30 protein-coding genes and 1 tRNA gene are annotated in these 25,856 nt (G+C 43.4%); 12 read left to right on the top strand and 19 right to left on the bottom strand.

Annotated features, from left to right (window positions below; all coding sequences use genetic code 11):
• The first annotated feature begins 25 nt into the window (after window positions 1-25).
• From HMPREF0669_RS03750 to HMPREF0669_RS03735, 4 genes are all read left to right on the top strand, one after another.
• Window positions 26-110, top strand: a tRNA-Ser gene (locus HMPREF0669_RS03750).
• Window positions 111-422: 312 nt separating this feature from the next.
• The gene (locus HMPREF0669_RS03745) at window positions 423-1,655 is read left to right on the top strand and encodes a site-specific integrase (RefSeq protein WP_009227187.1); all 1,233 of its coding nucleotides are present in this window, start codon (window positions 423-425) and stop codon (window positions 1,653-1,655) included.
• A gap of 25 nt (window positions 1,656-1,680) precedes the next feature.
• Window positions 1,681-2,148 carry a DUF1896 domain-containing protein gene (locus HMPREF0669_RS03740; RefSeq protein WP_009227186.1) on the top strand — a complete coding sequence of 156 codons (468 nt, stop codon included), beginning with the start codon at window positions 1,681-1,683 and terminating at the stop codon, window positions 2,146-2,148.
• 138 nt (window positions 2,149-2,286) lie between these two features.
• A complete protein-coding gene (locus HMPREF0669_RS03735) occupies window positions 2,287-2,634 on the top strand; it encodes a hypothetical protein (protein ID WP_009227185.1) in 348 nt (115 codons plus the stop codon).
• On the opposite strand, the gene HMPREF0669_RS10210 is transcribed toward HMPREF0669_RS03735, so the two are convergent.
• Window positions 2,631-2,897, bottom strand: a complete 267-nt coding sequence (locus HMPREF0669_RS10210; RefSeq protein ID WP_156860555.1) for a hypothetical protein — start codon at window positions 2,895-2,897, stop codon at window positions 2,631-2,633. The genes HMPREF0669_RS03735 and HMPREF0669_RS10210 overlap by 4 nt on opposite strands.
• Before the next feature lie 91 nt (window positions 2,898-2,988).
• Between HMPREF0669_RS10210 and HMPREF0669_RS03725 the strand changes: the two genes are divergently transcribed.
• From HMPREF0669_RS03725 to HMPREF0669_RS03705, 5 genes are read left to right on the top strand one after another with little or no spacing between them, the layout of a single operon-like run.
• A complete protein-coding gene (locus HMPREF0669_RS03725; RefSeq protein WP_020967140.1) occupies window positions 2,989-3,450 on the top strand; it encodes a hypothetical protein in 462 nt (153 codons plus the stop codon).
• 22 nt (window positions 3,451-3,472) lie between these two features.
• On the top strand, window positions 3,473-3,892 hold the full coding sequence (locus HMPREF0669_RS03720) for a PcfK-like family protein (protein WP_009227183.1): 420 nt from the start codon (window positions 3,473-3,475) through the stop codon (window positions 3,890-3,892).
• A gap of 4 nt (window positions 3,893-3,896) precedes the next feature.
• Entirely contained in the window at window positions 3,897-5,171 is a 1,275-nt protein-coding gene (locus tag HMPREF0669_RS03715) for a PcfJ domain-containing protein (RefSeq protein WP_009227182.1), read from the top strand.
• A 27-nt stretch (window positions 5,172-5,198) separates the two neighbouring features.
• The gene (locus HMPREF0669_RS03710; RefSeq protein WP_009227181.1) at window positions 5,199-5,453 is read left to right on the top strand and encodes a hypothetical protein; all 255 of its coding nucleotides are present in this window, start codon (window positions 5,199-5,201) and stop codon (window positions 5,451-5,453) included.
• A 4-nt stretch (window positions 5,454-5,457) separates the two neighbouring features.
• Window positions 5,458-5,688, top strand: coding sequence for a hypothetical protein (locus HMPREF0669_RS03705; protein ID WP_009227180.1), 231 nt, complete (start codon window positions 5,458-5,460; stop codon window positions 5,686-5,688).
• 140 nt (window positions 5,689-5,828) lie between these two features.
• Here HMPREF0669_RS03705 and HMPREF0669_RS03700 read toward each other — a convergent pair whose 3' ends face one another.
• The 17 genes from HMPREF0669_RS03700 to HMPREF0669_RS03625 form a co-directional block, all read right to left on the bottom strand.
• On the bottom strand, window positions 5,829-7,271 hold the full coding sequence (locus HMPREF0669_RS03700; RefSeq protein WP_009227179.1) for a caspase family protein: 1,443 nt from the start codon (window positions 7,269-7,271) through the stop codon (window positions 5,829-5,831).
• Window positions 7,268-8,140, bottom strand: a complete 873-nt coding sequence (locus HMPREF0669_RS03695) for a hypothetical protein (RefSeq protein ID WP_009227178.1) — start codon at window positions 8,138-8,140, stop codon at window positions 7,268-7,270. The genes HMPREF0669_RS03700 and HMPREF0669_RS03695 overlap by 4 nt, the downstream gene beginning before the upstream one ends.
• Before the next feature lie 114 nt (window positions 8,141-8,254).
• Window positions 8,255-8,761, bottom strand: coding sequence for a hypothetical protein (locus HMPREF0669_RS03690; protein WP_020967139.1), 507 nt, complete (start codon window positions 8,759-8,761; stop codon window positions 8,255-8,257).
• Window positions 8,762-8,772: 11 nt separating this feature from the next.
• On the bottom strand, window positions 8,773-9,231 hold the full coding sequence (locus HMPREF0669_RS03685; RefSeq protein ID WP_009229085.1) for a DUF3872 domain-containing protein: 459 nt from the start codon (window positions 9,229-9,231) through the stop codon (window positions 8,773-8,775).
• 12 nt (window positions 9,232-9,243) lie between these two features.
• Window positions 9,244-9,837 carry a conjugal transfer protein TraO gene (locus tag HMPREF0669_RS03680; RefSeq protein WP_020967138.1) on the bottom strand — a complete coding sequence of 198 codons (594 nt, stop codon included), beginning with the start codon at window positions 9,835-9,837 and terminating at the stop codon, window positions 9,244-9,246.
• Window positions 9,831-10,781, bottom strand: coding sequence for a conjugative transposon protein TraN (gene traN, locus HMPREF0669_RS03675; RefSeq protein ID WP_009229087.1), 951 nt, complete (start codon window positions 10,779-10,781; stop codon window positions 9,831-9,833). The genes HMPREF0669_RS03680 and traN overlap by 7 nt, the downstream gene beginning before the upstream one ends.
• A 48-nt stretch (window positions 10,782-10,829) precedes the next feature.
• The gene (gene traM, locus HMPREF0669_RS03670) at window positions 10,830-12,098 is read right to left on the bottom strand and encodes a conjugative transposon protein TraM (RefSeq protein ID WP_009229088.1); all 1,269 of its coding nucleotides are present in this window, start codon (window positions 12,096-12,098) and stop codon (window positions 10,830-10,832) included.
• Window positions 12,091-12,393: a hypothetical protein gene (locus tag HMPREF0669_RS10070; RefSeq protein WP_084704695.1), complete on the bottom strand. Its 303-nt coding sequence runs from the start codon at window positions 12,391-12,393 to the stop codon at window positions 12,091-12,093. Before HMPREF0669_RS10070 ends, traM begins: the two co-directional genes overlap by 8 nt.
• A gap of 4 nt (window positions 12,394-12,397) precedes the next feature.
• On the bottom strand, window positions 12,398-13,021 hold the full coding sequence (gene traK / locus HMPREF0669_RS03665) for a conjugative transposon protein TraK (protein WP_009229089.1): 624 nt from the start codon (window positions 13,019-13,021) through the stop codon (window positions 12,398-12,400).
• A 21-nt stretch (window positions 13,022-13,042) separates the two neighbouring features.
• Window positions 13,043-14,080 (bottom strand): conjugative transposon protein TraJ, encoded by a 1,038-nt coding sequence (gene traJ / locus HMPREF0669_RS03660; RefSeq protein WP_009229090.1) that lies wholly within the window; start codon window positions 14,078-14,080, stop codon window positions 13,043-13,045.
• Between the two features lie 51 nt (window positions 14,081-14,131).
• The gene (locus HMPREF0669_RS03655) at window positions 14,132-14,761 is read right to left on the bottom strand and encodes a DUF4141 domain-containing protein (protein WP_004353763.1); all 630 of its coding nucleotides are present in this window, start codon (window positions 14,759-14,761) and stop codon (window positions 14,132-14,134) included.
• 27 nt (window positions 14,762-14,788) lie between these two features.
• Window positions 14,789-17,302 (bottom strand): TraG family conjugative transposon ATPase, encoded by a 2,514-nt coding sequence (locus tag HMPREF0669_RS03650; RefSeq protein WP_009229092.1) that lies wholly within the window; start codon window positions 17,300-17,302, stop codon window positions 14,789-14,791.
• Window positions 17,299-17,634, bottom strand: a complete 336-nt coding sequence (locus tag HMPREF0669_RS03645) for a DUF4133 domain-containing protein (protein WP_009229093.1) — start codon at window positions 17,632-17,634, stop codon at window positions 17,299-17,301. Before HMPREF0669_RS03645 ends, HMPREF0669_RS03650 begins: the two co-directional genes overlap by 4 nt.
• 4 nt (window positions 17,635-17,638) lie before the next feature.
• A complete protein-coding gene (locus HMPREF0669_RS03640) occupies window positions 17,639-17,938 on the bottom strand; it encodes a DUF4134 domain-containing protein (protein WP_009229094.1) in 300 nt (99 codons plus the stop codon).
• Between the two features lie 154 nt (window positions 17,939-18,092).
• The gene (locus HMPREF0669_RS03635; RefSeq protein ID WP_084704741.1) at window positions 18,093-18,893 is read right to left on the bottom strand and encodes a hypothetical protein; all 801 of its coding nucleotides are present in this window, start codon (window positions 18,891-18,893) and stop codon (window positions 18,093-18,095) included.
• A 32-nt stretch (window positions 18,894-18,925) separates the two neighbouring features.
• A complete protein-coding gene (locus tag HMPREF0669_RS03630; protein ID WP_009228536.1) occupies window positions 18,926-19,432 on the bottom strand; it encodes a DUF3408 domain-containing protein in 507 nt (168 codons plus the stop codon).
• 9 nt (window positions 19,433-19,441) lie between these two features.
• Window positions 19,442-20,221, bottom strand: a complete 780-nt coding sequence (locus tag HMPREF0669_RS03625) for a ParA family protein (RefSeq protein WP_009228535.1) — start codon at window positions 20,219-20,221, stop codon at window positions 19,442-19,444.
• Between the two features lie 541 nt (window positions 20,222-20,762).
• Between HMPREF0669_RS03625 and HMPREF0669_RS03615 the strand changes: the two genes are divergently transcribed.
• The 3 genes from HMPREF0669_RS03615 to mobC are packed head-to-tail and all read left to right on the top strand — an operon-like array spanning window position 20,763 to window position 24,474.
• Window positions 20,763-21,143, top strand: coding sequence for a hypothetical protein (locus HMPREF0669_RS03615; RefSeq protein ID WP_009228534.1), 381 nt, complete (start codon window positions 20,763-20,765; stop codon window positions 21,141-21,143).
• Window positions 21,140-22,414: a conjugal transfer protein MobB gene (gene mobB / locus HMPREF0669_RS03610; protein ID WP_009228533.1), complete on the top strand. Its 1,275-nt coding sequence runs from the start codon at window positions 21,140-21,142 to the stop codon at window positions 22,412-22,414. The genes HMPREF0669_RS03615 and mobB overlap by 4 nt, the downstream gene beginning before the upstream one ends.
• Before the next feature lie 56 nt (window positions 22,415-22,470).
• Window positions 22,471-24,474, top strand: a complete 2,004-nt coding sequence (mobC, locus tag HMPREF0669_RS03605) for a conjugal transfer protein MobC (RefSeq protein WP_009228532.1) — start codon at window positions 22,471-22,473, stop codon at window positions 24,472-24,474.
• Between the two features lie 720 nt (window positions 24,475-25,194).
• On the opposite strand, the gene HMPREF0669_RS10425 is transcribed toward mobC, so the two are convergent.
• Window positions 25,195-25,800, bottom strand: a complete 606-nt coding sequence (locus tag HMPREF0669_RS10425; RefSeq protein ID WP_009228530.1) for a hypothetical protein — start codon at window positions 25,798-25,800, stop codon at window positions 25,195-25,197.
• Window positions 25,801-25,856 lie beyond the last annotated feature (56 nt).

The following is a 25,856-nucleotide window of genomic DNA, read 5'->3' as shown; positions in this document are numbered from 1 at the left end:
GAACACAGCATTCTTTCTAAACCAAGGAGAGATGGTAGAGTGGTCGATTACAACGGTCTTGAAAACCGTCGCACTGAGAGGTGCCGGGGGTTCGAATCCCTCTCTCTCCGCAAATAGGCTTCAAAAGGACTTCACAAAGGTTGTCATTTTAGCCTTCAAAAATTAGATAATCGTTGTAAAATCAAGGTTTTACAACGATTTTTCTTTGTATATACCTCTATCGCCTGACGGCATTACCCTTTGTTTTGACAATCATCATTCGGTCAATTTCTGCTACATAAACTGCTACACAAAAATTGTAGCAATAAAAAATGTAGCAATGACGGGATTTTGAATACCAAATTGAAGGCATCAATTCTTTCTGTTTCAGTATGTTATATATTAACTTTGCAGCCGAGTGCTACACAAAAGAATGATGCATTATGAGAACAAATTTCAAGGTATCCTTCTACCTACGCTCAAACTATGAGAACAAAGAAGGAAAGTCGCCTGTAATGCTCCGAGTATTCCTTAACGGAGAGATGGCCAATTTCGGATCTACGAAAATATTTGTGGACAAGTCGCTGTGGAATAACACTACCAGCAGGCTCAAAGGTCGGACGGCAGAAGCCTTATCCGCTAATGCCGCATTGGACTCCATTTCCACAATGCTGAATAACATTTACCACAAATTCGAGGATGATGAATCCTTGTCATTGGATAAAATCCGCTCATTCTTTGTCGGGAAAGACAGGGAGTACACGACCTTTCTCCCTATATTCGACAAGTTCAACGAAGATATCAGACAGCGTGTCGGACACACCATCAGCAAAGATAGTTTGCAAAAGTACAGTGTTTTGAGAAGACATTTCTCAGAGTTCCTTATCCATAAATATGGAAGAAAGGATATTGGACTTACAGAGTTTACACCATCCGTGGTACAAGATTTTGAGTTATATCTGAGTACAGTGGCAGGCTGCGCTTACAATACATCGGTCAAAAAAATGAAGGCACTCAAGACCGTAACCATCTATGCGCAAAAACGTGGTTATCTTCTTCACGACCCCTTCCTCAATCATCGTTTTCACTTGGAGCCCGTTAATCGTGGTTTTCTCACGGATGAGGAAATTATGAAGATAGTCAACAAGGATCTTGCTATTCAACGCTTGGAGTTAGTAAGGGATGTTTTCATCTTTTCATGTTTCACAGGTCTAGCATATATTGATGTTTCCAATCTCACACCGGACAATATCGTAACACTTGATGATAAGCAGTGGATTATGACCAAGAGGCAGAAAACAAGTGTGGAGACAAATGTTTTATTGCTTGACATTCCCAAGAGTATCATTGCCAAGTACAGTCATAAGACCTATCGGGACGGCAAACTATTTCCCATCCTAACGAATCAGAAAACCAACGCATATTTAAAAGAAATTGCCGACCTTTGCGGTGTCAAGAAGAATCTGACCTTCCATCTTGCCCGGCATACATTTGCGACCATGTCGCTCAGCAAGGGCGTTCCTATGGAAAGTGTGTCGAAGATGTTGGGACATACCAACATTAAAACCACACAAATCTATGCCCGTATTACCAATAAGAAAATAGAACACGATATGGAACAGTTGGCGGGCAAGTTAGACAAGTTCAATGTTGCTATGGGCATCAACTCAAAATAATGTACAACCCTAAACCAAGAAGATTATGACAACAACAAAGAAAGAACTTTCTTACTTCCGTTTGAAGTTAGAGAACTACCTCAGTGAGCATTTCCCAGAAATGATGAGTGATAAACCATACATAACGGCAAGAGCCGACGAAGCACTTACCTCCTACTGCGATGCAGTGGCACAAGGTTTTTCTCACCCAGAGGCAGAGATAATAGCAAACGAAGTTCTGTATCAAGGACTGCATTTCTCCAAGTACGACACCCTTGTCTCTATCTTAGAGAATGAGTTCGAGAAAGAACTCCCTTCTCCTCTTCCAGAAAGACTAACACCAATACTTTTGAAGAATAAGGCTGTGCAAAGTGTTTTCGACAAGTATGAGTTGACGGACGACTTTGGTACAAGTCCAGAGTATGAGAAACTCTACACCGAACTGACAGGGACAATCGTTCTGATTATCGAGGTTAATGGTCTGCCAACCGTCGATAGTGAGAACATGACTTGATGTAACACCATCGGGAGCTTTTGTAGTGTCAAGAGCCAAAATAACTATTCTTCCCCACACACCAAGAGTTTGAGTAAACACTTGGCTTTGTGAGGCAGAATATCTTGTTATTGCTCTTGAACTATTATAAGCTCCGATATGAATACAATCATCATGAATCAAGATGTCCACACACCTGCCTTCATCAAGGCAGACGCATCGAACAAAACCGATAATATCAAGCAGCAGCCGACTTCTCCCAAGCAAGTCCGTCGCTTCTCTTGGACACGCTTCATCGAACTCGCTATCCTGCTTTCCATCGTTATCGGTGTCATTTGGCTTATCTCGAAGGTGGTAACGCCGCAAGTCGTTACCGCCGTGTCAGTCATTGCAGGCTTTCTGATACTACGTTTTATAGTCAGGGTAATTCTAAAAGTAACATTTACGCTGCTGAGCATTCTCTTCTGGCTGGCAATTCTCTGTGCCATCCTACTTTGTGTGCTTTAAGAAGCATAGCTCTGTAAAAACTTTCCATTTGATTTCATCAGGTGGTTATCTCGCATATTGAGATAGCCACCTTTTCTATTTTCCACTACGAGCGTTGCACTTTCGCTTCTTTTCCAATGCTCCACAATATGCGATAACAAGGATACGGATGCTGTTCCCTTTTTATCCGCAAAGGTAGTACGGGGCTTGTGGCTTTCCCAAGGTCCTAAGCCGCTTGGTTTGTCTGGAAAATCTCCACACCTACGGGTTGTATTTTCCGCCAAAACCTTGTGCAAGCCCGCCCCGCTACCTCTATTTTGCTACAAAAAGGAATCAGCATACTCCGATCTTTGGACGCATAAAAAAAATGTCGCTATGGATAAGCAAAAAGTAAATACAACATCTTCGATGAAAGAAAAAGGATATAGCTCCTCCTCTCATTACCGCATTAACCCTACGGCTGAAAAGAGTGAGCAAGTGTTGGCAATTAAGTTTGTACAATGGGGCGTTCCTCCTTTGGAGAGCCTTTGTAACAGCAAAGTATATATCCTGCGTGCAAAACTCAATCGTGGCGAGTGTATGAGCCGTGAGGAAAAGAATTGGCTATGTGAGGCGGTGAACTCAAACACCTATTTCCGTACAGCCGTTCCCCTACAAGGCTATCGCTTTGACTTCTTTGACGTACTGAAGAAATACCTTGTCAATCAGTACGGACAATGGACAGAGTATTACGCACCCGATAGAACAAGCCTAAGAACCTACCTGTATGGACGTATCAATCAAATAGTAGAATTGAAAATCGGCGGACGAAGTGAAAGCCAAATTCCCAAGTATTAACAACATCAAAACATATACGACAATGAAAGGAACAGAACATTTCACACGGACAATAGCCGAGTATCTTAATCAGCGTGCTATGACAGACCCCTTATTTGCCCCTAACTTGATGAAACCGAACAAGAATATCGAGGAGTGCATCACCTACATTCTTAATGAAGTACAGAAAAGCGGTTGCAACGGCTTTGATGATGATGAAATCTTCTCTATGGCTGTTCACTACTACGATGAAGACGATATAGAAGTAGGTAAGGCTATTTCTTGCCAAGTTGCCGTTAATCACATTGTGGAACTAACGGAGGAGGAAAAAGCCGAAGCAAGGCAGGGAGCCATTAAGCAATATCAGCGTGAGGAACTTGCCAAGTTACAGAGCCGTAACGCACGAGTGAAAAAGACTGAGAACGCGACAACCCAAGTACAACCATCACTATTCGATTTTTAAGCCTATGAAACCGAGAAACAAATTTGAGAAGGCAGTTTTGGAACAAAGCAAGCATCTTCGCCCGATAACCAAGCAACAAAGTAAGTGGGCATTCCGTGAGTGTATTGACCACTTCGCCTACCGCTTGCCAAAAGGTCGTACCACTTGTATGGATTGTGGGCATAGTTGGGTAATGAACAAACATAGAGAAACTTGCACTTGCCCTCATTGTAGGGCAAAGTTGCAGGTCAAGGAAACCTATGAGCGCAAGTTGCAGCAGAAGCAGTATTTCACCATACTTACCACTTGTGGAAAGTTTCAAGTATTGCGTATGTTCCTACTTATTGTGGGTATGGAGAAAGGTTACAAAGCACAAACTTCTATAATTGAGATTGGGCAATATTGGTGGAATATGCAGGGACGAAAAGCTATGGTTGCCATACAGAGGGTATTGGGACACTATGTTGATACCTTTTCCTATTATAGTCCTATGGCGATACGCAACGATAATGAAGCCTATCAGCATATTGCCTACTCACCGATATATCCGAAGTTCAAGGTTACAGACATATTTCGCAGAAATGGTTTTAAGGATAATTTCTATGGCATCGTGCCTACTAAGTTTATTCCTGCATTGCTTACAGATAGCCGTGTGGAAACATTGCTAAAGGCAGGTCGTACAGACCACTTACGTTACTTTCTTGGCAACTGGAGGACTTTTGAGGAACTATGGCAGTCCTACAAGATTGCAGTTCGTAACGGTTATGAGATTACAGATATTTCCCTTTGGAGTGATTATGTAGATACACTTAAAAGATTAGGTAAGGATATTCATAATCCAAAATATTTATGCCCCACAGACCTTAAAGGCGAACACGACCGCAGACACGAGGAACTTCTCAGAGTGCGTGAAAGGGAAGAGATAGAACAGAAGCAAAAGAAGGCTATGGAAGATGAAAAGCGTTTCAAGGAACTCAAATCCAAGTTTTTCGGTATCTGTTTTACGGACGGCACAATCCAAGTCCACGTATTGGAGAGCGTGCAGGAGCATTTAGAAGAAGGTGTATCAATGCACCATTGCGTATTTTCTAATGCATATCACCTCAAGGAGGACTCCCTTATCCTTTCGGCTACCATTGAAGGCAAGCGAATAGAAACTATTGAAGTATCATTACAAACTTTGGAGGTGGTGCAAAGTCGTGGGGTGTGCAACAAGAATACGGAATACCACGAGCAGATAGTAAACCTTGTGAATGCCAATCGAGGTCTTATAAGCCGAAGAATGAAAGCAACAGCATAAAGTATGAACCATTAAATTATCAGAGATATGAAAACAGAGATTGAAAACATCATCTACAATTGGACGGATGAGATACCGCATATTCTCATTAGGGTTATCAACGCAATAACCCTATCCGACAGCAAAGAGGAGTTAAGGTCAGCTATCAACAAAATAGCTGAAGAAACAGAGCTTGATAAGTTCTTTGCATACGGCTATGGCGCACATCACTTTTGGCTTAAACACCGCAAATTATCCAATGGAGAGCCAAAAGAATACAGATTATTAAAAGTTGAATTTTAAGATTATGAAAAAGAAGGTTTATAGAGTTCGGACGCAATACATCTTCGAAGGAGTGTTTGATGTGGTTGCAGAGAGTAAGGAAGACGCACGGCAGAAAGTCTTGCAAAATTGTGGGTTGGTGATGGGTGGAAGTATTCACAGCACTTTACCCGATGATGAAATAAATTGGGCTTTCTCCACTCACCCCGAAGTAAGGACGGGACAGATAACTATTCAAGAAGAAGAGACTAAGTAATGCGGTCGGCAGATTTGCCGACCACATTACTTTCTTTCGTGAGCCTAAGCGGACAAAGAAAGGGGCAAAGAAACCCCGATGAAAAACACCTCGTTACTTTTGACAGTGAGTTGATACGGCTCAAAAGTAACAAAAAGCCATTACCAAGGCAAATCTTCGTCAAACAGTTCTTTTGCAAAAGCTATCTTCTGTAACAAAACATTGCTATGTATTTGAATCAAATCTTGCGGAGCTGTAAGAAAATTAGACAAACAAGATTTTACTCCTAACTCATTTATGCCATAAGTACAACTGCGAGAGAATGCTTTTGTTATATCTTTATTCTCCACATTAACTTTGTGTATAATTTGAATAGTTTCTTCTTCAAATACTGTTGAGTTGTTTTTTTCTTCTGCACTGATGTCAATATCAATTGGCTCATCATGAATAGTGGGAATATAATAGAGTTGTTCTTTATATGGTTGGAGAACCTCCTCTATAAAGCCAAAAGATTTTACAAATCTTGGATTTTTCCGAAGAGAAAACACTCTATCAAAATCATATCTTTTTAGTTCATTCCGAAAATTTCCTTTACTATCAAAGTATATCTCGAACAGAATACCATTGAGAACATGATTTTCTTCGTCTTTATTGTATTTTGATAAGTTATTTCCAAGGTTTTCAAAAAATCTTTGCACTTCCCACGCATAACCATTAGCTTGGTACAAATTGCGTCCCAAAATAAACTGTTGATTTTTGTTGAGGTCAGAAGCAGGTATTTTGCGAATCTTTTCCATTGCAGGGTTTTGTCTATCCCAATTACAAGAACGGAGTTCCAAAATTAAATTGCCAAAAACATCGCCTCCATCAAACATGGAGTCTTTAACGACAACTTCATCATAAGGGATTTCTACCGAATAAACCAATTGCCCAGTATTGAAAAAGAAATCCCCAATTAAAGACGTATGTTCCCATGGCGTTTGAGTTCCATTAGTTAGGTTATAGACCGTTCTTCTGACTTTCTTAAAAAGACTCTCAACAGATAATGTTTCCCTTCCTAGATATTGCAATAAGGCACTTGTATATACACTATGACCATTTTGCCCATTCCCATCTTTCGCACCTTCGTTTGGAGAGGTAGAAAAAGCAATGAGAGTTCCTTTAGGAGCCTTTACCTGCGCAGAAGAGCTTGAAGTTCCTCTATCAAAAGATTTTCTACAGGCATCTATTATCACTATATTGACCTTCCCTGAAACCTTTTTGAGTATACTTAATATCTCTGATAATCTAAGGCAAGTTCTATCTGCTTCATATGTGTCGTTAAGAGGCATCTGGCAGTTTGTTGGCACTAAATAGTTTTCACCTCCAAGTTCAAAGCCATGTCCTGCAAAGTAAAAGATAGAAGCATCATAATCCTTTATCTGATCTTCAAATTCTCTTAGTATACCTGAGCAATCTTCTGACTTGATATTTAGTTTCTTACGAACATCATACCCAAGACGACGAAAGATATTTGCTATCTCCGAGGCATCATTTACAGCACACTTTAGCTGAGCACCTTCAAAATAATCATTGTTCCCAATAACAAAAGCAATTGTTTTCATCTTTTCTTGTTTTGAGTTATTTGAAATAATGCGGCCTTCAGTACTTGAAAGCAAATTTTTGCGGTATTTTCATCTGGGGAAAAATGCTCTGACATCTGCTGAAATGGATGAATATAATTTCTAAAATCTCGCAATGAGTGACTGAATTTCTTGACATCCTCTCTTAGGAAACCTACCTCACAAGATACGTCAATAAGATTACTAAGTGTCCATTCATGAAACGGTCGAATCTTTCCCGTTTTGTTATCTTTTGGAGCAGATTTAGCTTTATTATACATTGCTGGATTATTTTGAGCTAATCCCAACAAAACTCCCTCTAATGTACTTCCAGAAAGGAATATTACAGATAAAGCAGCTTTTGCAGATAAACAAGTTTTGATTTCGCTGATACGTGCAGCTATATAGGGTAGCACATAATTGTCTATAGGGAGACTTTCAATTGAAATATCTGCAAATTCCGCATTTAGGAATTCTGCTTCCGTATTATTTACGATGCGTTCTTTTTCCTTTTCAATATCTACCCCTGTAGCTTTTGAAAAAGTTATTTCTCGACCTTTACGTATAACATTCCACCCATCAAAACAGAGGTATTGATTGAAGTCTGCTATAAAAGAATCTAATTCAGAGAATCTTCCGATAAAATTTACTGGCGCAAAAACATCCTTAATACATCTATCTAATTCGGGCTTTCCATTCAATGCACGTATTTTCTCCTCTGTGTATATCCATCTTGAGGGAAAGCCATTTCCATACACATCTCTAAATCCATATTGATTGAAAAAAGCAACAAGCTTAGAACCAGAACGATATTCTGTTTCTTCATTTATTAACTCTCTCAATTTTTCAATAGTTTTCTGCGATATAATCATTATCTTTTCTTATTAAGATTGCAAAGTTACTCATTCATAGTGAGAAATGTAAAGAAAACGACAGGAAAACGCCTCTTGCGAAGCATAAAATGTCGCAAGAGGCGTCTTTGACAATCATGATTTATAAAACAGAGCAAACTCCACCTGTCTACGTTTGACTAACCCATTCAAGACTTTTCCCTTATATCGGCAGAAAGAGACAAAGTCACGGTAGAAATTCCTGTCGCCCGACTCTATCTTTCGTAGCAATCTACTCTTGGGATGTTTGCCGTATCCCAGTAACCTACCCACTCCAACATTGTAGGATAAGAGGGCAAGCAATAGGGCATCTTTTCCGTATCCTTTAAAGTGTTCAAAGCATTTCCAAAGGTCGGCACGGAGCAGGGAATCTGCCTGCCGTTCCGTCATATCTGCCGTAAAGTACTCTCCCCGTTGCAGCTGATGCCCATACCCAACATACGGATAATTCTTCCAGCCGTGCAGTCCCTCAAAATATTTCACAACAACTACTGCACGCTCAAAAGGTGGCAAGTCTGCCAGCCGCACCCTGCGCTGGGCAAGGGTCGGCTGACAGAACAGGCAGAATACACAAAGTAAAATGAAAGAATTTATCGTTCGCATCAATTACGCTTTTAGTGGCGAGAAGATGCAGGCTTATCCTTGCCCTCTTCTCGCTCGTTGTTAAAACTAAAGGTCAGCTGCTGAACCTTACCGAAACTATCCTCCACATATACATCAATTGTTTGGCGGTCAGATGAGAGCGAAGTGTAATACAGGCGGAACACATTCTTTGTGAGCGGATAGCGGTCATTCGGCTTAAAGACAGTGCCGTTATCATTTCTTAGTAAGCCCTTGCCGTCAGACTGGAAATAACGTATCGTATAGCGAGTGTCGGCAAACTCACCGCCTCGCTTGAGCGTGCAGCGTATCTCAGCTGTCTGCCCCCTTATGATGTCCTTCTGAACCGGCATCGTCTCCACCGTAAACGGATAAGACTGCTGAACATCCAAATCCCTATCACAAGCAGATAGGCAAAACACGGCAAGGGACAGCACGCCCATTACCCAAATAGTATTCAATATCTTCTTCATCTTTTCTTCTACTTAAAAGTTAAACCTTAGTCCTGCAGAAACAGCCAGACGAAAACGATGTACGTCAGAGCCGAAGAGCAACCGCCCCTGTGCCTTTACAAGAAAAAGAACCCTGTCAGTAAGGAACACTTCCACCGAGCCATGCACGGCACCGCCATAGACAAAGCGGGAGCGGTCGAGCAGCGTCGCCCCATCGGGCAGTAGCCTTTTGTCCTCGTTCAGTTGCTCATAGCCACCCAAAGCGGATATGCCACCATAAAGAAACACGTTCTTACCTCTATCGGAAAGAACAGGGTGCATATAGCCCACCTGCAATAGTGCATCCTTGAGTTTTACGTTATAACTTCTGTACGGCATATTCTGCTGTTCATACTCTGCCATAACAAAGGTGTAGTTCTCCTTTTTGAGATAACGGGTAAGCGATATGCCTACACCGAAATTATTACCTGTAAAGAGTTTCTCACCCTTGATAAGTGGAACACTCCCTACGACCTCTATTCCCCTTTGCTTGGGTATCAGTCTCTGTGCCTGAGATGGCAAGCTAAAAGCCATTGCCACCGCTGCACAAACCGATAAAATGATTTTCTTCTTCATAATGTCTACCATTTCAGTTTGAGGTTATCAATCTTCTTTGCCAGCTGCAGGTCTTCTGCCGTTACATAAAAAGTCAGTGTACGACCGCCATTTCTTTCATAGAGCGTCACTTCAAGCTGCTTGTCTTCTGCAAGAGAAAACTGCTCGAGCGCAAACACAGTGTGTTCACTACCCATGCCACGCACCTGCATCACCTGATGATAGGCACGAAGTGGCTGCAATATTTGCTCTTGTATGGCGGTGCGCTTTGCCATCTTCTTATCGATCACCTTGAATGTGATAAAATCCACAGAGTATGGCATGTTCGTGCTGTTTTCCATACGAGTGTGGAAATACAGCAAGCCATTATGGGCGTACAAGCCACGAAGCAGGAACTTCATACCGAACTGCTGTGCACCAATGTGCTTGATGCAGCGTCTGTCATTCTGATAGATAGTCTGCATCATCAGCTTTACTAATACGGGCGACTCATTACCAAGTTCCTTAAAGTAAATGTCAGAGCGGTTGCTTGGCAGGCGTCCGTTCGTTGGTGACAAGAAGTCCTTCATCTCTATGCTGAGCTTCTCCGGCTCATCGGCATATTTTACATTAAAAGCGTAAAATGAGCCATCCTCACAGATGACACTCATATTGGTTTCCGTTTCAAAGTCCTTCACCGAAGCCTTTACACGTAGTACGTTCTCTGCATCCTCCGCCTTCCCTGCAATGATATTCTGTGAACCTAAGTCTACATAGCGAATGGCAGAAGGGAAGATAAGATGCACGGTCTTGTCAAAGGTAATGTCAAGACCATACGGCAGTACGACACGCCCCGTTGGTATGGCACGGCTCATACCTTGAAAGAGCTCTCCAGAAGTAAGCGGACGGCTTGGTGTCAGACCATCATTATTTTCCTGTGCTGTGGCTGTTGCTCCCACCATGGCAAGCATAGCCATTGATAAAATAATTTTCTTCATTGTTCTTTTTGTTTTGATGTTATTTTTTACTTATCATTTTTGATTGTTTTATTTGGACTGAACCAAGAAAAGGCGGTAACCACCCTTGAGCGTAACCTTGATAGTGCGCAGCTTCTTCTGAAGCAGCTGACTTGCACTCTGCATCACCCCACGGGCAGCCTCGGAGATAATCTGGTCCTTGGCAGAGGAAGCGAAGGTAAAGGAGGTTCCCATTGAACCACCGATGTTCGCTCCGACTTCCTTAAGCGCATTGATATCCTCCGAACCTGGTATATACACGCCCTCCTGTCCGTCTGTATCGTATGCCGAGAGCTTGACGGCTATGATATGCCCGTCTACCTCAATGCTTTTGATAAGTAGGTGCATACGGTTACCTTCTATCTTAGCGACGGCTATGAGCCGGCTTTGACGTGGAATGTGCAGTCCCTGTACCTTAGCACTTTCAAGCAGACGGAGCACAACATTGTCACCCTCCTTAAGAACAGTAGTTCTGTCCACTACTACTTTCAGCGTATTGCGCATCGTAGGTACAGCCGTGCTTGCAAGCGAATGAAAGCCCATATTACGAGCCTTCTTGCCGTATTCCTCCATAAAGTACACATCGCTCATAGGCTGGTCAAGTGAAGATACTATCTGCCTACGCTCCGGCAGAACTTCCATTGCAGGCTTTTCATTCTGCATGGTCTTGCCCTTAGCGGCTTCAGAGCCACCTACAGTGTCTTCCGTCTTCTCCTTTCCTACCGTCAGACCATTATTGAAGGTAGGTGGAGTTGATGCTTTGGGGAGATACTTCGCTGCCATCTGATAGCTCTTTTCCATCAAGGCAAGCTGCCGTTTCTCTTCATTGTCCTCCCTACTGTCTTTGGCAGAGAGTTCCTTTTTAAGGTTATCTATCTCCGAACGCAAGGCTTCACGCTCCTGCTCGTGTGGGTCGGGAGCGTAAAAGGAGTTCAGCAGACGGTTATTCTCCTCATAGCGATGCATGGAGTTTTCTATCTTTGCCATAGAAGCAGCTGTCTCTGCACGCTGCTCCTCTGATGGAGCAGTGTTCTGTGCGAAATAGTCCGATAGTCTGCCCATCTCCTCACGGGTCTGTTCTTCCTCGTGTGCCTTGTCGCCTAATTCATAGGCTTTGAGCTTGTTCTCGGTGAGCTTTTCTGTCGTTGCCTGCGGGATGCTGTCATTGAGTCCCTGCTCCGCTGCAGTCTTATCCTTGCTCGAAGGTGCGAAGATAAACCACATTGAAAGGGCAAACAGCAGTCCTAATCCTCCGAAGACCAAGCCTTTCTTCATTTGTTCTTTCTGTTTATTATCCATTTTCCTTGATTGTTTGATGATGTTGTAGGTAAAAATTGCCGTGTAACTCTTGTAAAGTACTGTCCGTCCGTATCGGACTGTCCGTCAGCTTTCCCATGGGGATGGGTAGTTTTTCTTTCTTTGGAGGAAGGAAAAACTGCGCTATCATCCAGAGTGAGCAGAGCAGATAGATGAAGCTCAGCCCATAGACGATTTCCTTTCTCTGCCTTATCGTGAGCCGTTCACAACGATGGCGGAGCCATAGGTGAAAGCGCAGATAGTGACGTGAGAGTAAAAAGTTTCTTTTCCTTGCCATAGCCTTATCTTTTATAGGTCTGTATATCCCTGTTCTCCTTGACGAGGAAGTTCTCCATCAGGAAGCCTTGCGGGTTATTGTCCGAACGGACAGAGTTCTGCAGCGTGCAGGTCGTAACAAGACTGCGCTCTGTAACGTTACTCTGACGGACGATAAACTCCCGTGCATAGGTTGTTACCGCATAAGGGTAAGTATTAAAGTTGCAGTGGATAGAGTCCACCTCTATGCGCTGATTGACATTGCCCGATATGGCACGGTTATAATAGCCCTTCTCTGCCAAGTCTTTGTAATAGTTGAAAGCCGACTTGTCACACAGCACGAAGGCACGCTCCATATTCTTCTCAATGGCATCCTTGTCGGGTGCAATGGTGAAGAACAGTTCATGAAAACGACGCACATGCTCTCTTGCCTCTACGGGACGATTACGACTTGCATCCTGACTGAGAGCCAGCATGAGCGACTTTCCCTGATCAAGCACATAGATTTTCTCCCTCTGCTCCTTTGCGAAGCTGTATGAGGCATAGACGGCATAACCGCTTACTGCCACGCAGACGATGGCAAAGACAAAGGCATAGAGTCTTATGTGTCTGAATGAGGTCTCGATATTACCAAGTGATTTGAATTCCATTTTTTTCTTTTTTTTGATTGATTATTTTCCTTTGAGCAGTGCACCCTTGATACGTCCACCGACATTTCCCACAGCAGCACCTGCGCCAGCCATGGCAGCCTTGCCACCGGTATATGCGCCTTGCGCACCATGCTGTGCTGTCTGGTTGACATTACGACCGTATGAGCCGATACCACCTCCTGCTTCGATAATCCAGCCTGCCACGGTAGGTACACAGAAGTAGCCCACAATACCGATAAGGAAGAAGACGATGTAGTACCACGTCCCCGAATCAGGCAGGTAGTTAGGATCACTGAGCGCTTCGATATCCTTCTGTACCATCAGCACCTGTATTTTCGTAAGCAGTGCCGTTAGAATAGAGCTAACAGGCAGCCACAGGTAGACAGAGATATAGCGTGAGAACCATGCCGTAAGTGAACCAGCAAGACCATCCCATACGGCTATGCCGAAGACTATCGGACCGAGAATGGCAAGAACGATGAGTATGAAGGTGCGTAGCGTGTCGATGATAAGCCCTGCAGCATGGAACAGAAGTTCCAAAAGGTCGTGTACCATCTTCATGATCCACTGCTTGGTCTGATAGGCTGCACGCTCGGCATACATACCCGCTATCGTCACAGCATCTTCAGGTCCGATGATACCCATGTCCTCAATCTTCTCATCGAACTTCTCGTTGGAGACAAGGTAGGCTGTTTCAGGATTCCTAAGGTAGGCTTCCTCTTGCAACTTGTCTCGCTTGGCAGTAAGTTCTGCAAGGTTCCCCTCTTGCTGGTGTACCATCATCTCCGTTCCCTGCACTACGGGCGAGAGAACGGCATTCATCGTACCCAGTACGACTGTCGGAAAGAACATTATACAAAAGCCTAAGACAAAAGGTCGGAGAAGCGGAAAGACGTCTATCGCCTCGGCACGGGCAATGGAAGCCCATACCCGAAGAGCAATATAAAAGAGCGCACCCAAGCCTGCAATGCCTTTGGCAATACCCGTCATCTGGGCACAGAGCGGCATCATCTCGTCATAGGTTGAGCGTAGTAGCTCATGTAAACTGGCAAAATCCATAAGCAAAAGTTTTTTATGAAAGTTCTTTCAAGTTCTTTTTTGTCTGTGGATTTACCAATACCTGCTTGCCGTATTACCATAGAGTGCCTTAACAGAGGCAAGGTTGTTCTTTTCCCTTGCACGCACATAGCTTACAGAGATGTTTTTCCTTGTGTAGTAGGATACGAGCGAGCGATTTTCCCTCAGTGTGGTATAAATACGGTCGATTGCCTGCATTCGTTCGTGGTCGTTCATCGAGAAGACATTACTCTTGACGATGGACTTTAGTTCTTTGAGACTCTCACCACTCTGCTCCAAGAGTTTGGCATAGCCCGAAGCCATCGCAGCGAGTTCCGAAGGGCGGAAGTTCTTGTCCGAAAGCATCTTCTTATAGGAGGTGACGTAAATCTCAGAGATGTCGCCCACCATCAGAATGCACTCCTTGACCTTGTAGGCATCTCCTATAAGGTTATTCACCTTCTTTAGGGCATCATAATACTTCTTGGTGTCGTTGTAGAGTTTTTCCACTTCCTTAAAACCGTCAAGGGTATTCTTCACTGTCTTCGAGGCGGTGGCTATCTCCTTGACCGAATTGACGATGTTGCCGGCAAAATTGCCAGGGTCGGTTACTACCCACTGTGCGTGGGCTTTGGGAACAGAAAGGCTCAATCCTAAGAGAGCCATGAAAATGTACTTTTTCATTGTTGCTATAGTTTTGATGGTTTGTACTTATTTCTTTTTATTGTTTCTTTTCTCTATGGCAAGCTGACGGATAGCCGTTTCGATATCACCACTGAGTTGTGCCGCCCTGTTCATCACCTCCACCTTCTCGGTTTCCTCCGTGGTATAGGTCAGGTATTCCTCCATGCTCACTTCCGTAGCATAGACGGCACTCTGCATACCGCCCAAGCCTATCCACACCTCCTTGTAGAGTCGATTCGGGTCGTTGTTCTGGTTGATGGAGAGTATCTGGCTCTTTTCCTTTTCCGAAAGACCGAGCATCGCCTGTATGCCGTCGAACTTGGTCATGTACTTGCGCTGGTCGAGCAGTATCTTGCAGTCGGAGTTGTTGATGATACTTTCTTTGACAATGGGCGACTGGATGATATCGTCTACCTCCTGCGTTACGACAATAGCTTCCCCAAAATATTTTCTCACCGTCTTATAGAGATACTTGATATAGTCCGCCATGTTTGCCGAAGCAATGGCTTTCCACGCTTCCTCAATGAGTATCATCTTGCGGATACCCTTTAATCGGCGCATCTTGTTGATGAAGGCTTCCATGATGATAATCGTTACCACGGGAAAGAGGTCCTTATTGTCCTTCACTTGGTCGATTTCAAAGACGATGAAGCGTTTACTCAGCAGGTCGATATTTTTATTCGAGTTCAAAAGAAAGTCGTAACGACCGCCACGATAATATTGCTTGAGTGTCGTCAGAAGGTTGTTGATATTGAAGTCCGAGAGCGTCACTTTGATGTCTCGCTTTTCCATATCCTTGCGGTACACGTCTCGCAGATACTCATAGAAGGTATTAAAACAGGGTGTAACGCTGTGGTCAGCACATATCAGCTCGATATAGGAGTTTACGGCTGAACCAAGTTCGCCAGCCTCGGTCTTAGTGATATGCTCATCTGCACTCTTCCAAAGTGTGAGCAGCAGCGTGCAGATACTCTCCCTTTTCTCTACATCGAAGAAGTAATCATCCGTATAAAAAGGGTTGAAAGATATAGGACTTTCATTGGTATAGGTGAAATATACGCCGTCCTCACCTTTGGTCTTGCGGTGGATAAGTTCACACAAGCCTTGATATGAGTTACCTGTATCGACCAAGAGGACGTGCGCCCCCTGTTCGTAATACTGACGTACCATGTGGTTGGTAAAGAAAGACTTACCACTGCCCGAAGGACCCAAAATAAACTTGTTACGATTGGTAATGACTCCCTTTTTCATCGGCAAATCCGATATATCCAGATGAACAGGTTTTCCCGACAGGCGGTCTGCCATCTTGATACCGAAGGGTGATAGCGAGTCCTTATAGTTCGTCTCTGCCGTAAAGAAGCAGAGGGCAGGCTCGATGAAAGTATAGAATGACTCTTCTGCGGGAAAGTCTGCGGCATTGCCGGGAATGCCTGCCCAGTAGAGCGTTGCCGCATCAATGGTGTTGTGGCGTGGGTGGCATTCCATAAGAGCAAGTGCAGAGCCCACGTCATTCTTAATCTGGCGAAGTTCTTCCTTATCGCTACTCCATGCCAGCACGTTGAAGTGGGCACGGATAGATGTCAGCCCCTGTGAGTGAGCAATATTGAGATACTCCTGTATCCACTCCTCGTTGATTTGGTTGCTACGGCTGTAGCGTGCCAGCGAGTGCATATTCCTTGCCTGCTTCTCGAAGCGTTCCAAGTTGGCATCGCTGTCTTCGATGAAGAGATACTGGTTATAGATATGGTTGCACGGCAGCATCAAGCCCACAGGCGAGGCAAAGGACAGGCGGCAGTCGTTCCTGTCAGTGGATAACCGTTCATATCGGCTGTCCGTGCTGACCGTTGTAGGCAGGTCATCCGTGTCGGAGAGTGTATGCAGACAAAGCATATTATCTCCCACACGCACAAGGTCTGCGCCCAGACGGATGTCCTCCAAAGACGCATGCCCTTCTTCAGATAAAGAGAAATACCTGTCGAGTAGTCCTCCTTTTTCATTTGTGCCAACTAACTCTTCTTCTGTCATGCGGACAATCCTTATCTGCTCGGTATCGTTGATGATACGCTCGAACTGGTCTACGGCTTCCATGAACTTCATCACTTCATCCTTGTTGGTAATCTCTTTTGGTAGCAGGTGTCCACGGCAAAGCGAAGAAAAATTACTCTGCTGCGCCATACGCTGCTTGTTGGTCTTGGTCAGGAAGAGATAGACTGAGTGGTGGAGATACGGACGCTCGTTGAAATGCCGCTCAGAGGAACGGGCAAGGAAGCTCAATCCACCATCGGAGAGCTTTCCTTGATAGTCTTCCTTAATGAACCAGTCCTGCTTGTGTACGATGCTGTAATTGGGTAGCACCTTGATTGCCTTATGCCAGGCAGAGTGCATTGCTTCGTATTCTGTAGAGGTGACGGTAAAGAGTTCGGGCAGTTCCACACGGAAAGCCACCGTGATGTCAGCATCTTTGCTCACCATGCAGCCCTGCTCGACGGAGAGCAGCGGGAACTTCGACTCCAGGGTCGTTATCTTGCTTTTGTTTCTCATTTCTTTGCTTTCTTTGGTTGAAGATTACGGATAAGGTGGAAGACCGTACGGCGGTTTACAAGGTAGCGTGGGTGCATATGCACCGCTCCCTTTTTCATCAGCCCATATTGCCCGTACTTTCTATTCATGGTGAACGTTTGCCATACCACAAGGCTGGCACCCACTACACCTATGACAAGACAGGTAATTTGGCTGACTCCACAGAGATAGAGAATGACCACGAGAATGAAGACTGCCAGCAAGCCTCCTGCAAAGAGGAAGAGGTACTGCGCCTTCAAGCCCTTGAACTCTACCGTCCGGCCTACACCCTTGTTGATTTCAAATGCTGCCATCGCCTTACAAGAAGAAGCTTCTCAAGATAGTGGCTGCCACAATGAGGAAGATACACGCACCGAACCAAGAGGCTGCGGTCTTGCTCGTATCGGGGTCACCACTTGAGAACTTGTTGTACACTTTAATGCCTCCAATCAACCCCACTACCGCCCCTACGGCATAAATGAGTTTCGTGCCGGGATCGAAGTAGGAGGTTACCATTTTTGTAGCTTCATTGATACCGGCAATACCATTGCCTTGTGCGTATGCTCCTATGGTGGTAGCCGTCAGGAGTAGCATTGTGATTTTCTTTTTGTTGTTCATTGTTCTTTTTATTTTAAGTTGTTAAATGAATTATTTTCTTTTCGGGAGAGATGGTAAGGGGTGGCTCGGTTTTATTGTATGACAGATATAGTTTGATTGTTTTACTTTTGAGCCACCCCTCGAACACTGTACAATATGAACAAAAACAATAGTTTTACAGATAGTATGAAAGTGGACGCTCGTCATCTTCCGATGCATCGCTATTCTCTTGTGCAGAATTAGACTCGGGAGATATTGTTTCTTCGTTCGTCATTTCTGCTTCTTCTGCTTTACGGATGGCAGCAAGTAGCTTTTGATGGTCTTTCTCCTGCTTAAGCGTTGCCTCTTTGATATAGTCCATGAGCTGTGTGCCCCGTATGCTTTGCAGCGTATCCTGCACTTCGGTTTCGCTTTCCTCATCAAGCGCATCGTCATTCCTCTGCCATCCGTTTATACGGGACAAGTCCCTTGTAAGAATTGCCGATGGTGAGACTTCGGGTAAGGAATCGTCTGCAATCTGCAGTTCCTCACGGATAATAGTGTCTTCGTCAGGTTCGTCCATTGTGTAGTCAACCTGCATTTCATTGTCCTCTTCTATACCTTCCGCTTCTTTTGTTTCTTCGGACACCGATGAGTTTTTTCCTGCAAAGGTATTTGGATTATCAGCTGATTTTTCTTTTGATGAAGTATCGGGAACATCAGGGATTTTTTGAGAATTTGTCGTAATCTCTTTTGAGATTTCGTCATAGCGTTCCCTATATGACTTACTTTTACCGACAAGTATTTGCCGTGCCTGCTCTACTTGGTCGTGCATAACAGAAGAAGTACTCTGCTTTTGTTTCTGCTCATTTTTCTTCTCGCACGCTTTCTCCAATCTGCGGCACGCTATGCGGAACTGCTGCCAAAGGAAGAGTATTCCAATGAACACCCATACTACTATCATAAGCAGGAGAATGTTGAATAATATTGTTTGCATAATAGTGATGTTGTTTGTCATTTATTCTATGTTCAAAAATCTATTGCCACCTTGCGGCGATGCTTTGCTGTAGCATTATTGAGTAGTTCCTTATGCTCCTTGAGGTGTTCACGAAGAATATTGTCAATATAGCAAGCCATCGATACTCGCTCACCCAAATCCTGTAAAATGTTTCTTAGCACTTGGAGTGTATCAGCACTCATTGTAAAATTGGTTCGCTCTCGAAGGCGGACGGATTGTAAATAGCGTGTTCGGTAGTCCTCTAAAGAAGTCCGAGGTGTTTCCACACGTCTCTCATATCCTCTCTCGTGGCTTTTACACAAGGTCTCGTCCTGCTTATCCTCCGAGGTAGGCATAAGCTCCTTTACCAGATGTTGGTTTTCCTTTTGGTTGACACTGACCTCTATTTTCATATCCTCTTCCTCATCAGGTGGGTCAAAAGACACAGTTTCCTTGGGTGGTGTCTTCATCACCCCATCTTCTGCCATCTCCTTAAGCTTAGCTTCCAATCTCTGCCGTTGTTCCTGTATCTTTGCCATAGTGCTGTCTTATTTAAGTTGAATATGGGTAAGTAATTCCTCTGTCAGCTCTTCAATGCCGGTCCCGATTCGTAAAGCCTTATTGGGAGGTAGGTAAGTGGAACGGAATACTCCACGGAATCCGTATTGCTCCAATTCATGGCTGAAGCGGTGAGCGGCATAGACATGCTGATTAAGTAGCGTGTAATCTTCGTTCTTGATATACCTACTATAGTATTCTATGAGCGTGTTCTTAACTCTTCGGTCAACCTTATTCCATAGGAGAATAACTTCCTTGATACGGACACTTGACATGGATACCCCCAAGTCATTTACTGCCTTGATATAGGTAAGACAGGCAACCATTGACTGAACGTCAGGCTCTAAAGGTGAAAGAATATAGTCCATTTCCAGCGATAGCTGCAAAAGGTCACTTGTGCCAGCATGACCAGGAAAGTCGAAGATGACCAAATCAAAATTCTCAGACGGATGTTTACGGATATACTCGTTAGCTTTTTCTATTGCCTCCTTAGGGTCTGCCTTGAGGATGCGATAGGCTGTACGCTTCAAAGAGGAGAAATGTTGCTTCATCTGCTTGGAAAGCTGTGGATCACCTTCAACGCAAGCCTTTTCCCTTTCACGGAGTTTATAGAATGAGTCCTGAGACAAGTCACAGTCTACCACAAAAAGATGGATATTTCTTTCGTAGTAAAGAATGCTGCTAACAATCTCAGCCAAAGTGCTTTTGCCAACACCTCCCTTTTGAGAGGAAAAGCCCAGGAATATGGGCGATGTTTGTATCTGTTCCATACTATAGATATTTTAATCGTTTGAACTATAATTTGAATGGTAGTTCGTTAGAGTAATCGTCAGAGCGAATTATTAATTCTTTTATCTGTCGAAATACCGAAGTATCTATCGTTTTATTTGTCGATTTGTCGACATTTCGATAATTCTATCTAACGATATATTGAACTATTGAAATAGAGTTCGTCATATCGTTCTTTAAATAGTTCTATCGAACGATATTCCGTTCGTTTTATCTGCAAAATAAAAGCTTTTTCGATAGATATTTCTATACGATAGAAGTACAAGGAAATACAAGGAAAAAGAGTGAATATCATTGATAATGAGATATTTGAAAATCTGCCGTAACTTTGCAGGCGAGAATAATACATGGAGGAAACGTCCCGAAGCAGACACCCCAAAAGGGTGGATACTTCACTCGTATCAATTCTTGATATGGGCAAGGTGTGTCTTTGTCCGACAAACTCCGTTTTTGCCGACAAAGACCCTTGCCCCAAAGGGGAATTAAATTACTCCAAAGTCGTAATTACAAAAAGGAAAGATAATGAATGACAAGATTGAACGATGGGACAGATGGGACACCCGTCTTCCCAACCCCAAAGATCAGCAAAGGGCGATAGATTTGTTTCAGCGTTCGGGTGCAGAAACCAAGTCGGATTTCGTGCGTGGTCGCATTCTTGGAGAGAGTTTCAAGGTCATCACGATAGACAAATCTGCCGTGGAATATTACCGAAAACTCTCAGAACTGACGGCACAAATCCATAAGATTGGCGTGCTTTATAACCAGACTGTGCGTGCCATCAACAGCTATCACAGCGTAAAAACTGCACAGATACTGCTTGAAAAGTTGGAGCATTTATCGGCTCAAATTATCACCTTGCAGGAGCAGGCTATCAGTCTTACCATAGATTACCGCAAAAAATGATTGCTAAAATATCTGCTACGGAGAACCTTGGAGGAACACTCGGTTATAACTTCAAAAAGGTGGAGAAAGGGGAAGCGAGCATTCTTCTTGCTGCCGAGTTGTATCAGAGCAAGGATGGACGTTATACGATGGAGGACGTGATTGCCGATATGGAGGCATTGATACCGAAGAAATGCCGAACAAAAAAGATGGTGTTTCATTGCTCCCTCAATCCTCACCCAGACGAGAAACTCTCCAATGAAACACTTACGCAGATTGCAAAAGAGTATATGGAAACTCTCGGCTACGGAAAACAACCCTACATCGTGTTCAAGCACAACGACATCGCCCGTGAGCATATACACATCGTATCGCTTCGGGTGGATAGTGAAGGAAAGAAAATCAACGATAAATTTGAAAAGCGAAGGAGCAAGAAGATTACCGATGCTTTGGAAAGGAAATTTGGTCTCATTCCAGGTTCAAAGGTCAGTGAGAGAACAACAACAGAAACACCAAAGGTCAATGTTGTGCAAGGGAATATCAAGGAACAGGTGGCAAACACCGTCCGTTCTGCAATGAAGCATTACACATTCTGCTCCTTAGGTGAACTAAATGCCATTCTGCGTAAATACAACCTTGCGGTAGAGGAGGTTAAAACTGAGTATCGAGGAAAACGATATGACGGGCTGGTCTATGTGCCTACCGATGACAAGGGCAATAAGGTGAGCACGCCCATTCACGCCTCAAACATAGGTAGAGGTGTGGGCTATGCTGCCGTTCAAAACAAGATGCAAAAATCGAAGCAGATGGTTAAGCCATTGATACCAGCCATCAGAAGAAAGGTATTAGACGTAATGCGTACTTCTCCCCAAATGAAGGAAAGACTTCGACAAAGATTGGAGGAACAAGGCTTGCGTGTTATAATCCGCAAGAATGACAATGGACGCATCTATGGCATTACATTCATTGATGATGAAAAAGGTATTGCGGTCAATGGTTCCCGATTGGGTAAAGGATATGCCGCCAATAAGTTTAACGAGTACTTCTCTAACCCGGAGAATAATCCATTCTTGGATGAATCGCTTTATGGTAAGATTGATACTACCTTACAGAAACAGATGCAGACAACACAGTATGATGAGCAGGAAAGCGATAATCTTGTCGATGAACTTATTGACGATATGGTGGGAGATTCCTTCTCTTCATCGGGCAATGATGATTGGAAAGAAGCGGCATGGCAACGCAAACTTCGCAAACAAAACAAGGTAAATCTTAAACACAGGAAGCGTTAAGTACACCGTTCAAATAACATTCAAACGATTTTCTAACAACAATAAAAAATAGCATTATGGCACAAGAAGACGATTTAAGGGCACTAGGAAAAATCATGGACTTTATACGGGGCATATCAGTGATATTCCTCCTCGTTAACTGTTATTGGTTCTGTTACGAGGCATTTCAGCAGTGGCAATTCACGCTTGGAATCATTGATAAGATACTGATGAAATTCCAGCGTACCACAGGATTGTTTTCTTCCATCCTTTGGACGAAACTATTTTGTGTAGTATTTCTTGCTCTCTCATGTTTGGGAACGAAAGGCGTGAAGGAGGAGAAAATCACATGGCCAAAGATCTGGACGGTGCTTTTCGCTGGGTTTATGTTCTTCTTTCTGAATTGGTGGTTGTTGGCTTTGCCCATTGGTAAGGTGGGAGCGGCTTCGCTCTATATCTTCACACTCTCTGTGGGCTATATCTGTTTGCTGATGGGTGGTGTGTGGATGAGCCGCTTGCTTAAAAACAATCTGATGGACGATGTGTTCAACACAGAGAACGAGAGTTTTATGCAGGAAACTCGGTTGATGGAGAATGAATACTCTGTCAATCTTCCTACACGCTTCTACTATAAGAAGAAATGGAACAACGGTTGGATAAACGTGGTCAATCCATTTCGTGCCTCGATGGTGCTGGGTACTCCGGGGTCGGGTAAGTCATATGCCATCGTGAACAACTATATCAAGCAACAGATAGAGAAAGGCTTTGCCATGTATATCTACGACTATAAGTTCCCAGACCTTTCAGAGATAGCCTACAATCACCTGTTTCATCATTTGGACGCTTACAAGGTAAAACCTCAGTTTTTCGTGATAAATTTCGATGATCCGAGAAAGTCGCATCGGTGCAATCCTATCAATCCTGCCTTTATGACAGATATATCGGATGCCTACGAGAGTGCCTATACCATCATGCTCAACCTTAACCGCTCGTGGATACAGAAGCAGGGAGATTTCTTTGTCGAGTCACCGATTATCCTATTGGCAGCTATTATATGGTTTCTGAAAATCTATGAGAACGGAAAGTATTGCACCTTCCCTCATGCCATCGAATTTCTCAACCGTCCCTACGCACAAATATTCCCGATACTCACCTCCTACGATGAGCTTGCCAACTACCTTTCTCCCTTTATGGATGCTTGGGAAGGAGGAGCGCAGGACCAGTTGCAGGGACAGATTGCCAGTGCCAAGATACCGCTTTCTCGCATGATTTCACCGGCTCTCTATTGGGTAATGACAGGTGATGATTTCTCGCTCGACATCAATAATCCCAATGAGCCAAAAGTGCTTGTCGTGGGTAATAATCCTGACCGCCAGAATATCTACTCAGCTGCTCTTGGACTCTATAATAGTCGTATTGTGAAACTCATCAACAAGAAGAAACAGCTCAAAAGTTCTGTGATTATCGACGAGTTGCCGACTATCTATTTCCGTGGGCTGGACAACCTTATTGCTACCGCCCGAAGCAACAAGGTAGCAGTGTGTTTGGGTTTTCAGGACTTCTCACAGCTCACTCGCGATTATGGGGACAAGGAAAGCAAAGTGATACAGAACACCGTGGGTAATGTTTTTTCGGGGCAAGTAGTAGGAGAAACAGCTAAGACACTATCAGAGCGCTTTGGCAAGGTACTTCAACAACGACAGTCTATGACCATCAATCGAAATGACAAGTCCACCTCTATTTCCACACAGATGGATAGTCTTATCCCTGCATCGAAAATCAGTAATCTCACGCAGGGTATGTTCGTAGGCGCAGTGTCCGACAACTTTGACGAGCGTATTGACCAAAAAATTTTCCATGCCGAGATAGTCGTGGATTCAGCAAAGATATCGGCAGAAATGAAAGCATACAAGCCAATCCCTGAAATCAATACGTTCCAAAACGAAGACGGCTTTGACAATCTCAAAGAGACCATCGAAGCCAACTATCGTAAGGTGAAGCGAGAGATACTTTCGCTTGTCGATTCAGAGATTCAAAGGATTAAAAACGATCCCATGCTTAGTAATCTTATTAAAGGATAATATTCAGTAATAGCTATAAAAACCTCATAATAATTCCTTTCATCAACAACGTTTCCTTTTAATAATAACGCATTCAGACCTTGGAGACCATAGTTTAACAAGAACAGATCATTCAATGCAAGTGACTGCCAAAGATGATATACCGTCACAAATAACAGAATTCACGATTTTGTAGTAATTTGGTAAGTCTCTGAGAAAGCTATTTATTCTCAGAGACCTGGTAACTATCATTCTATTTAGAACTATAAACTTCTATAATCTTGTTGTTGTTTTGTAATTCATCATCTGCAGTTACGACTTTTATGTCATAAAGTTTGTGTTTGCATATATCACCCCATGCATATCTTCTTGCATTGCTTAATTTAATTATGAATAGGTATCCTTTATGATTGTGATTAAACAATGACGAATATGTAGTTCTGCCGATCGAGTCTGGTAAAATGAGATTTCCATGAATATTCAAAAGCCTGGACTCATCAATACTGGTAAAACTAGAAAATGCAGTGTCATTCTCACTTCTAAAAAAAACATCTACACTATCAATGCAGTTATATAAAGATCCACCTATAATCAATGTGTCGCAGGTGCAATTTCTGACTCTTATGGAATGTACCGTGTCAATCCCGGTGATGCAAGATGACAGCATCTTACAAATTAAAAATGTAGACGCTATTGTTATTCGTGAAACTAACTTTATTTTTAACATAGGAGAATCTTTTATTAGTAATAAATGGGCATTCCATTGGGATTATAATGTGTATGCGTAGATAAATATATTTTCATTTTATTTGCCGGGCTAATATTTTGTACAGGATAATCTCCCGGGAAAAATTTCCCAAGCCAATTAACTCCAAAATGTCTTTTTGATAAATAGTTTGCCCATGTTTCAGTCCAATATATGTGATCTTCATCACAAGAGGACAGTGAAGCACTGCATAAACTTTCGGGAGCAATGACAGACCAATATGCCCGAGGACCAATAATTCGATATTCAAGGATATGTCCAAACTCGTGTTGCATCATAGCCATTCCTTCTTTTGCCCTATAGGTAAAGACACCTTTCCCGACAATTATTCCTCGTTCTGGTATTGTTACACCACTATATTTACCTGTTTTATAAGACCCTAACTTAGAACTTTCGAATACATTTTGCCCCTTATAAGTCCCTGCATATTTCCCTGTAACGGTTGTCTCACTGATTTTAAAATTAACGGAAGCAGCATAGCCTTGGCTTAAGTCAAGAGAAGTCTTACCCGTCCAAAAGTTTGTGCCTTTATCTAAAGCATCAAGGCCACCAAGCAAACCTCCAGCAATACCGCCTACCAAAGCTCCTATGCTTCCAGAACCTAAGCCAGCGAGAAGACATTTTCCAAAATTGGAGC

The sequence above is a fragment of the Prevotella sp. oral taxon 299 str. F0039 genome (genome assembly GCF_000163055.2).
In the GTDB taxonomy this organism is placed as follows: Bacteria; Bacteroidota; Bacteroidia; order Bacteroidales; family Bacteroidaceae; genus Prevotella.
This window is presented reverse-complemented; position numbering and strand designations above follow the sequence as displayed.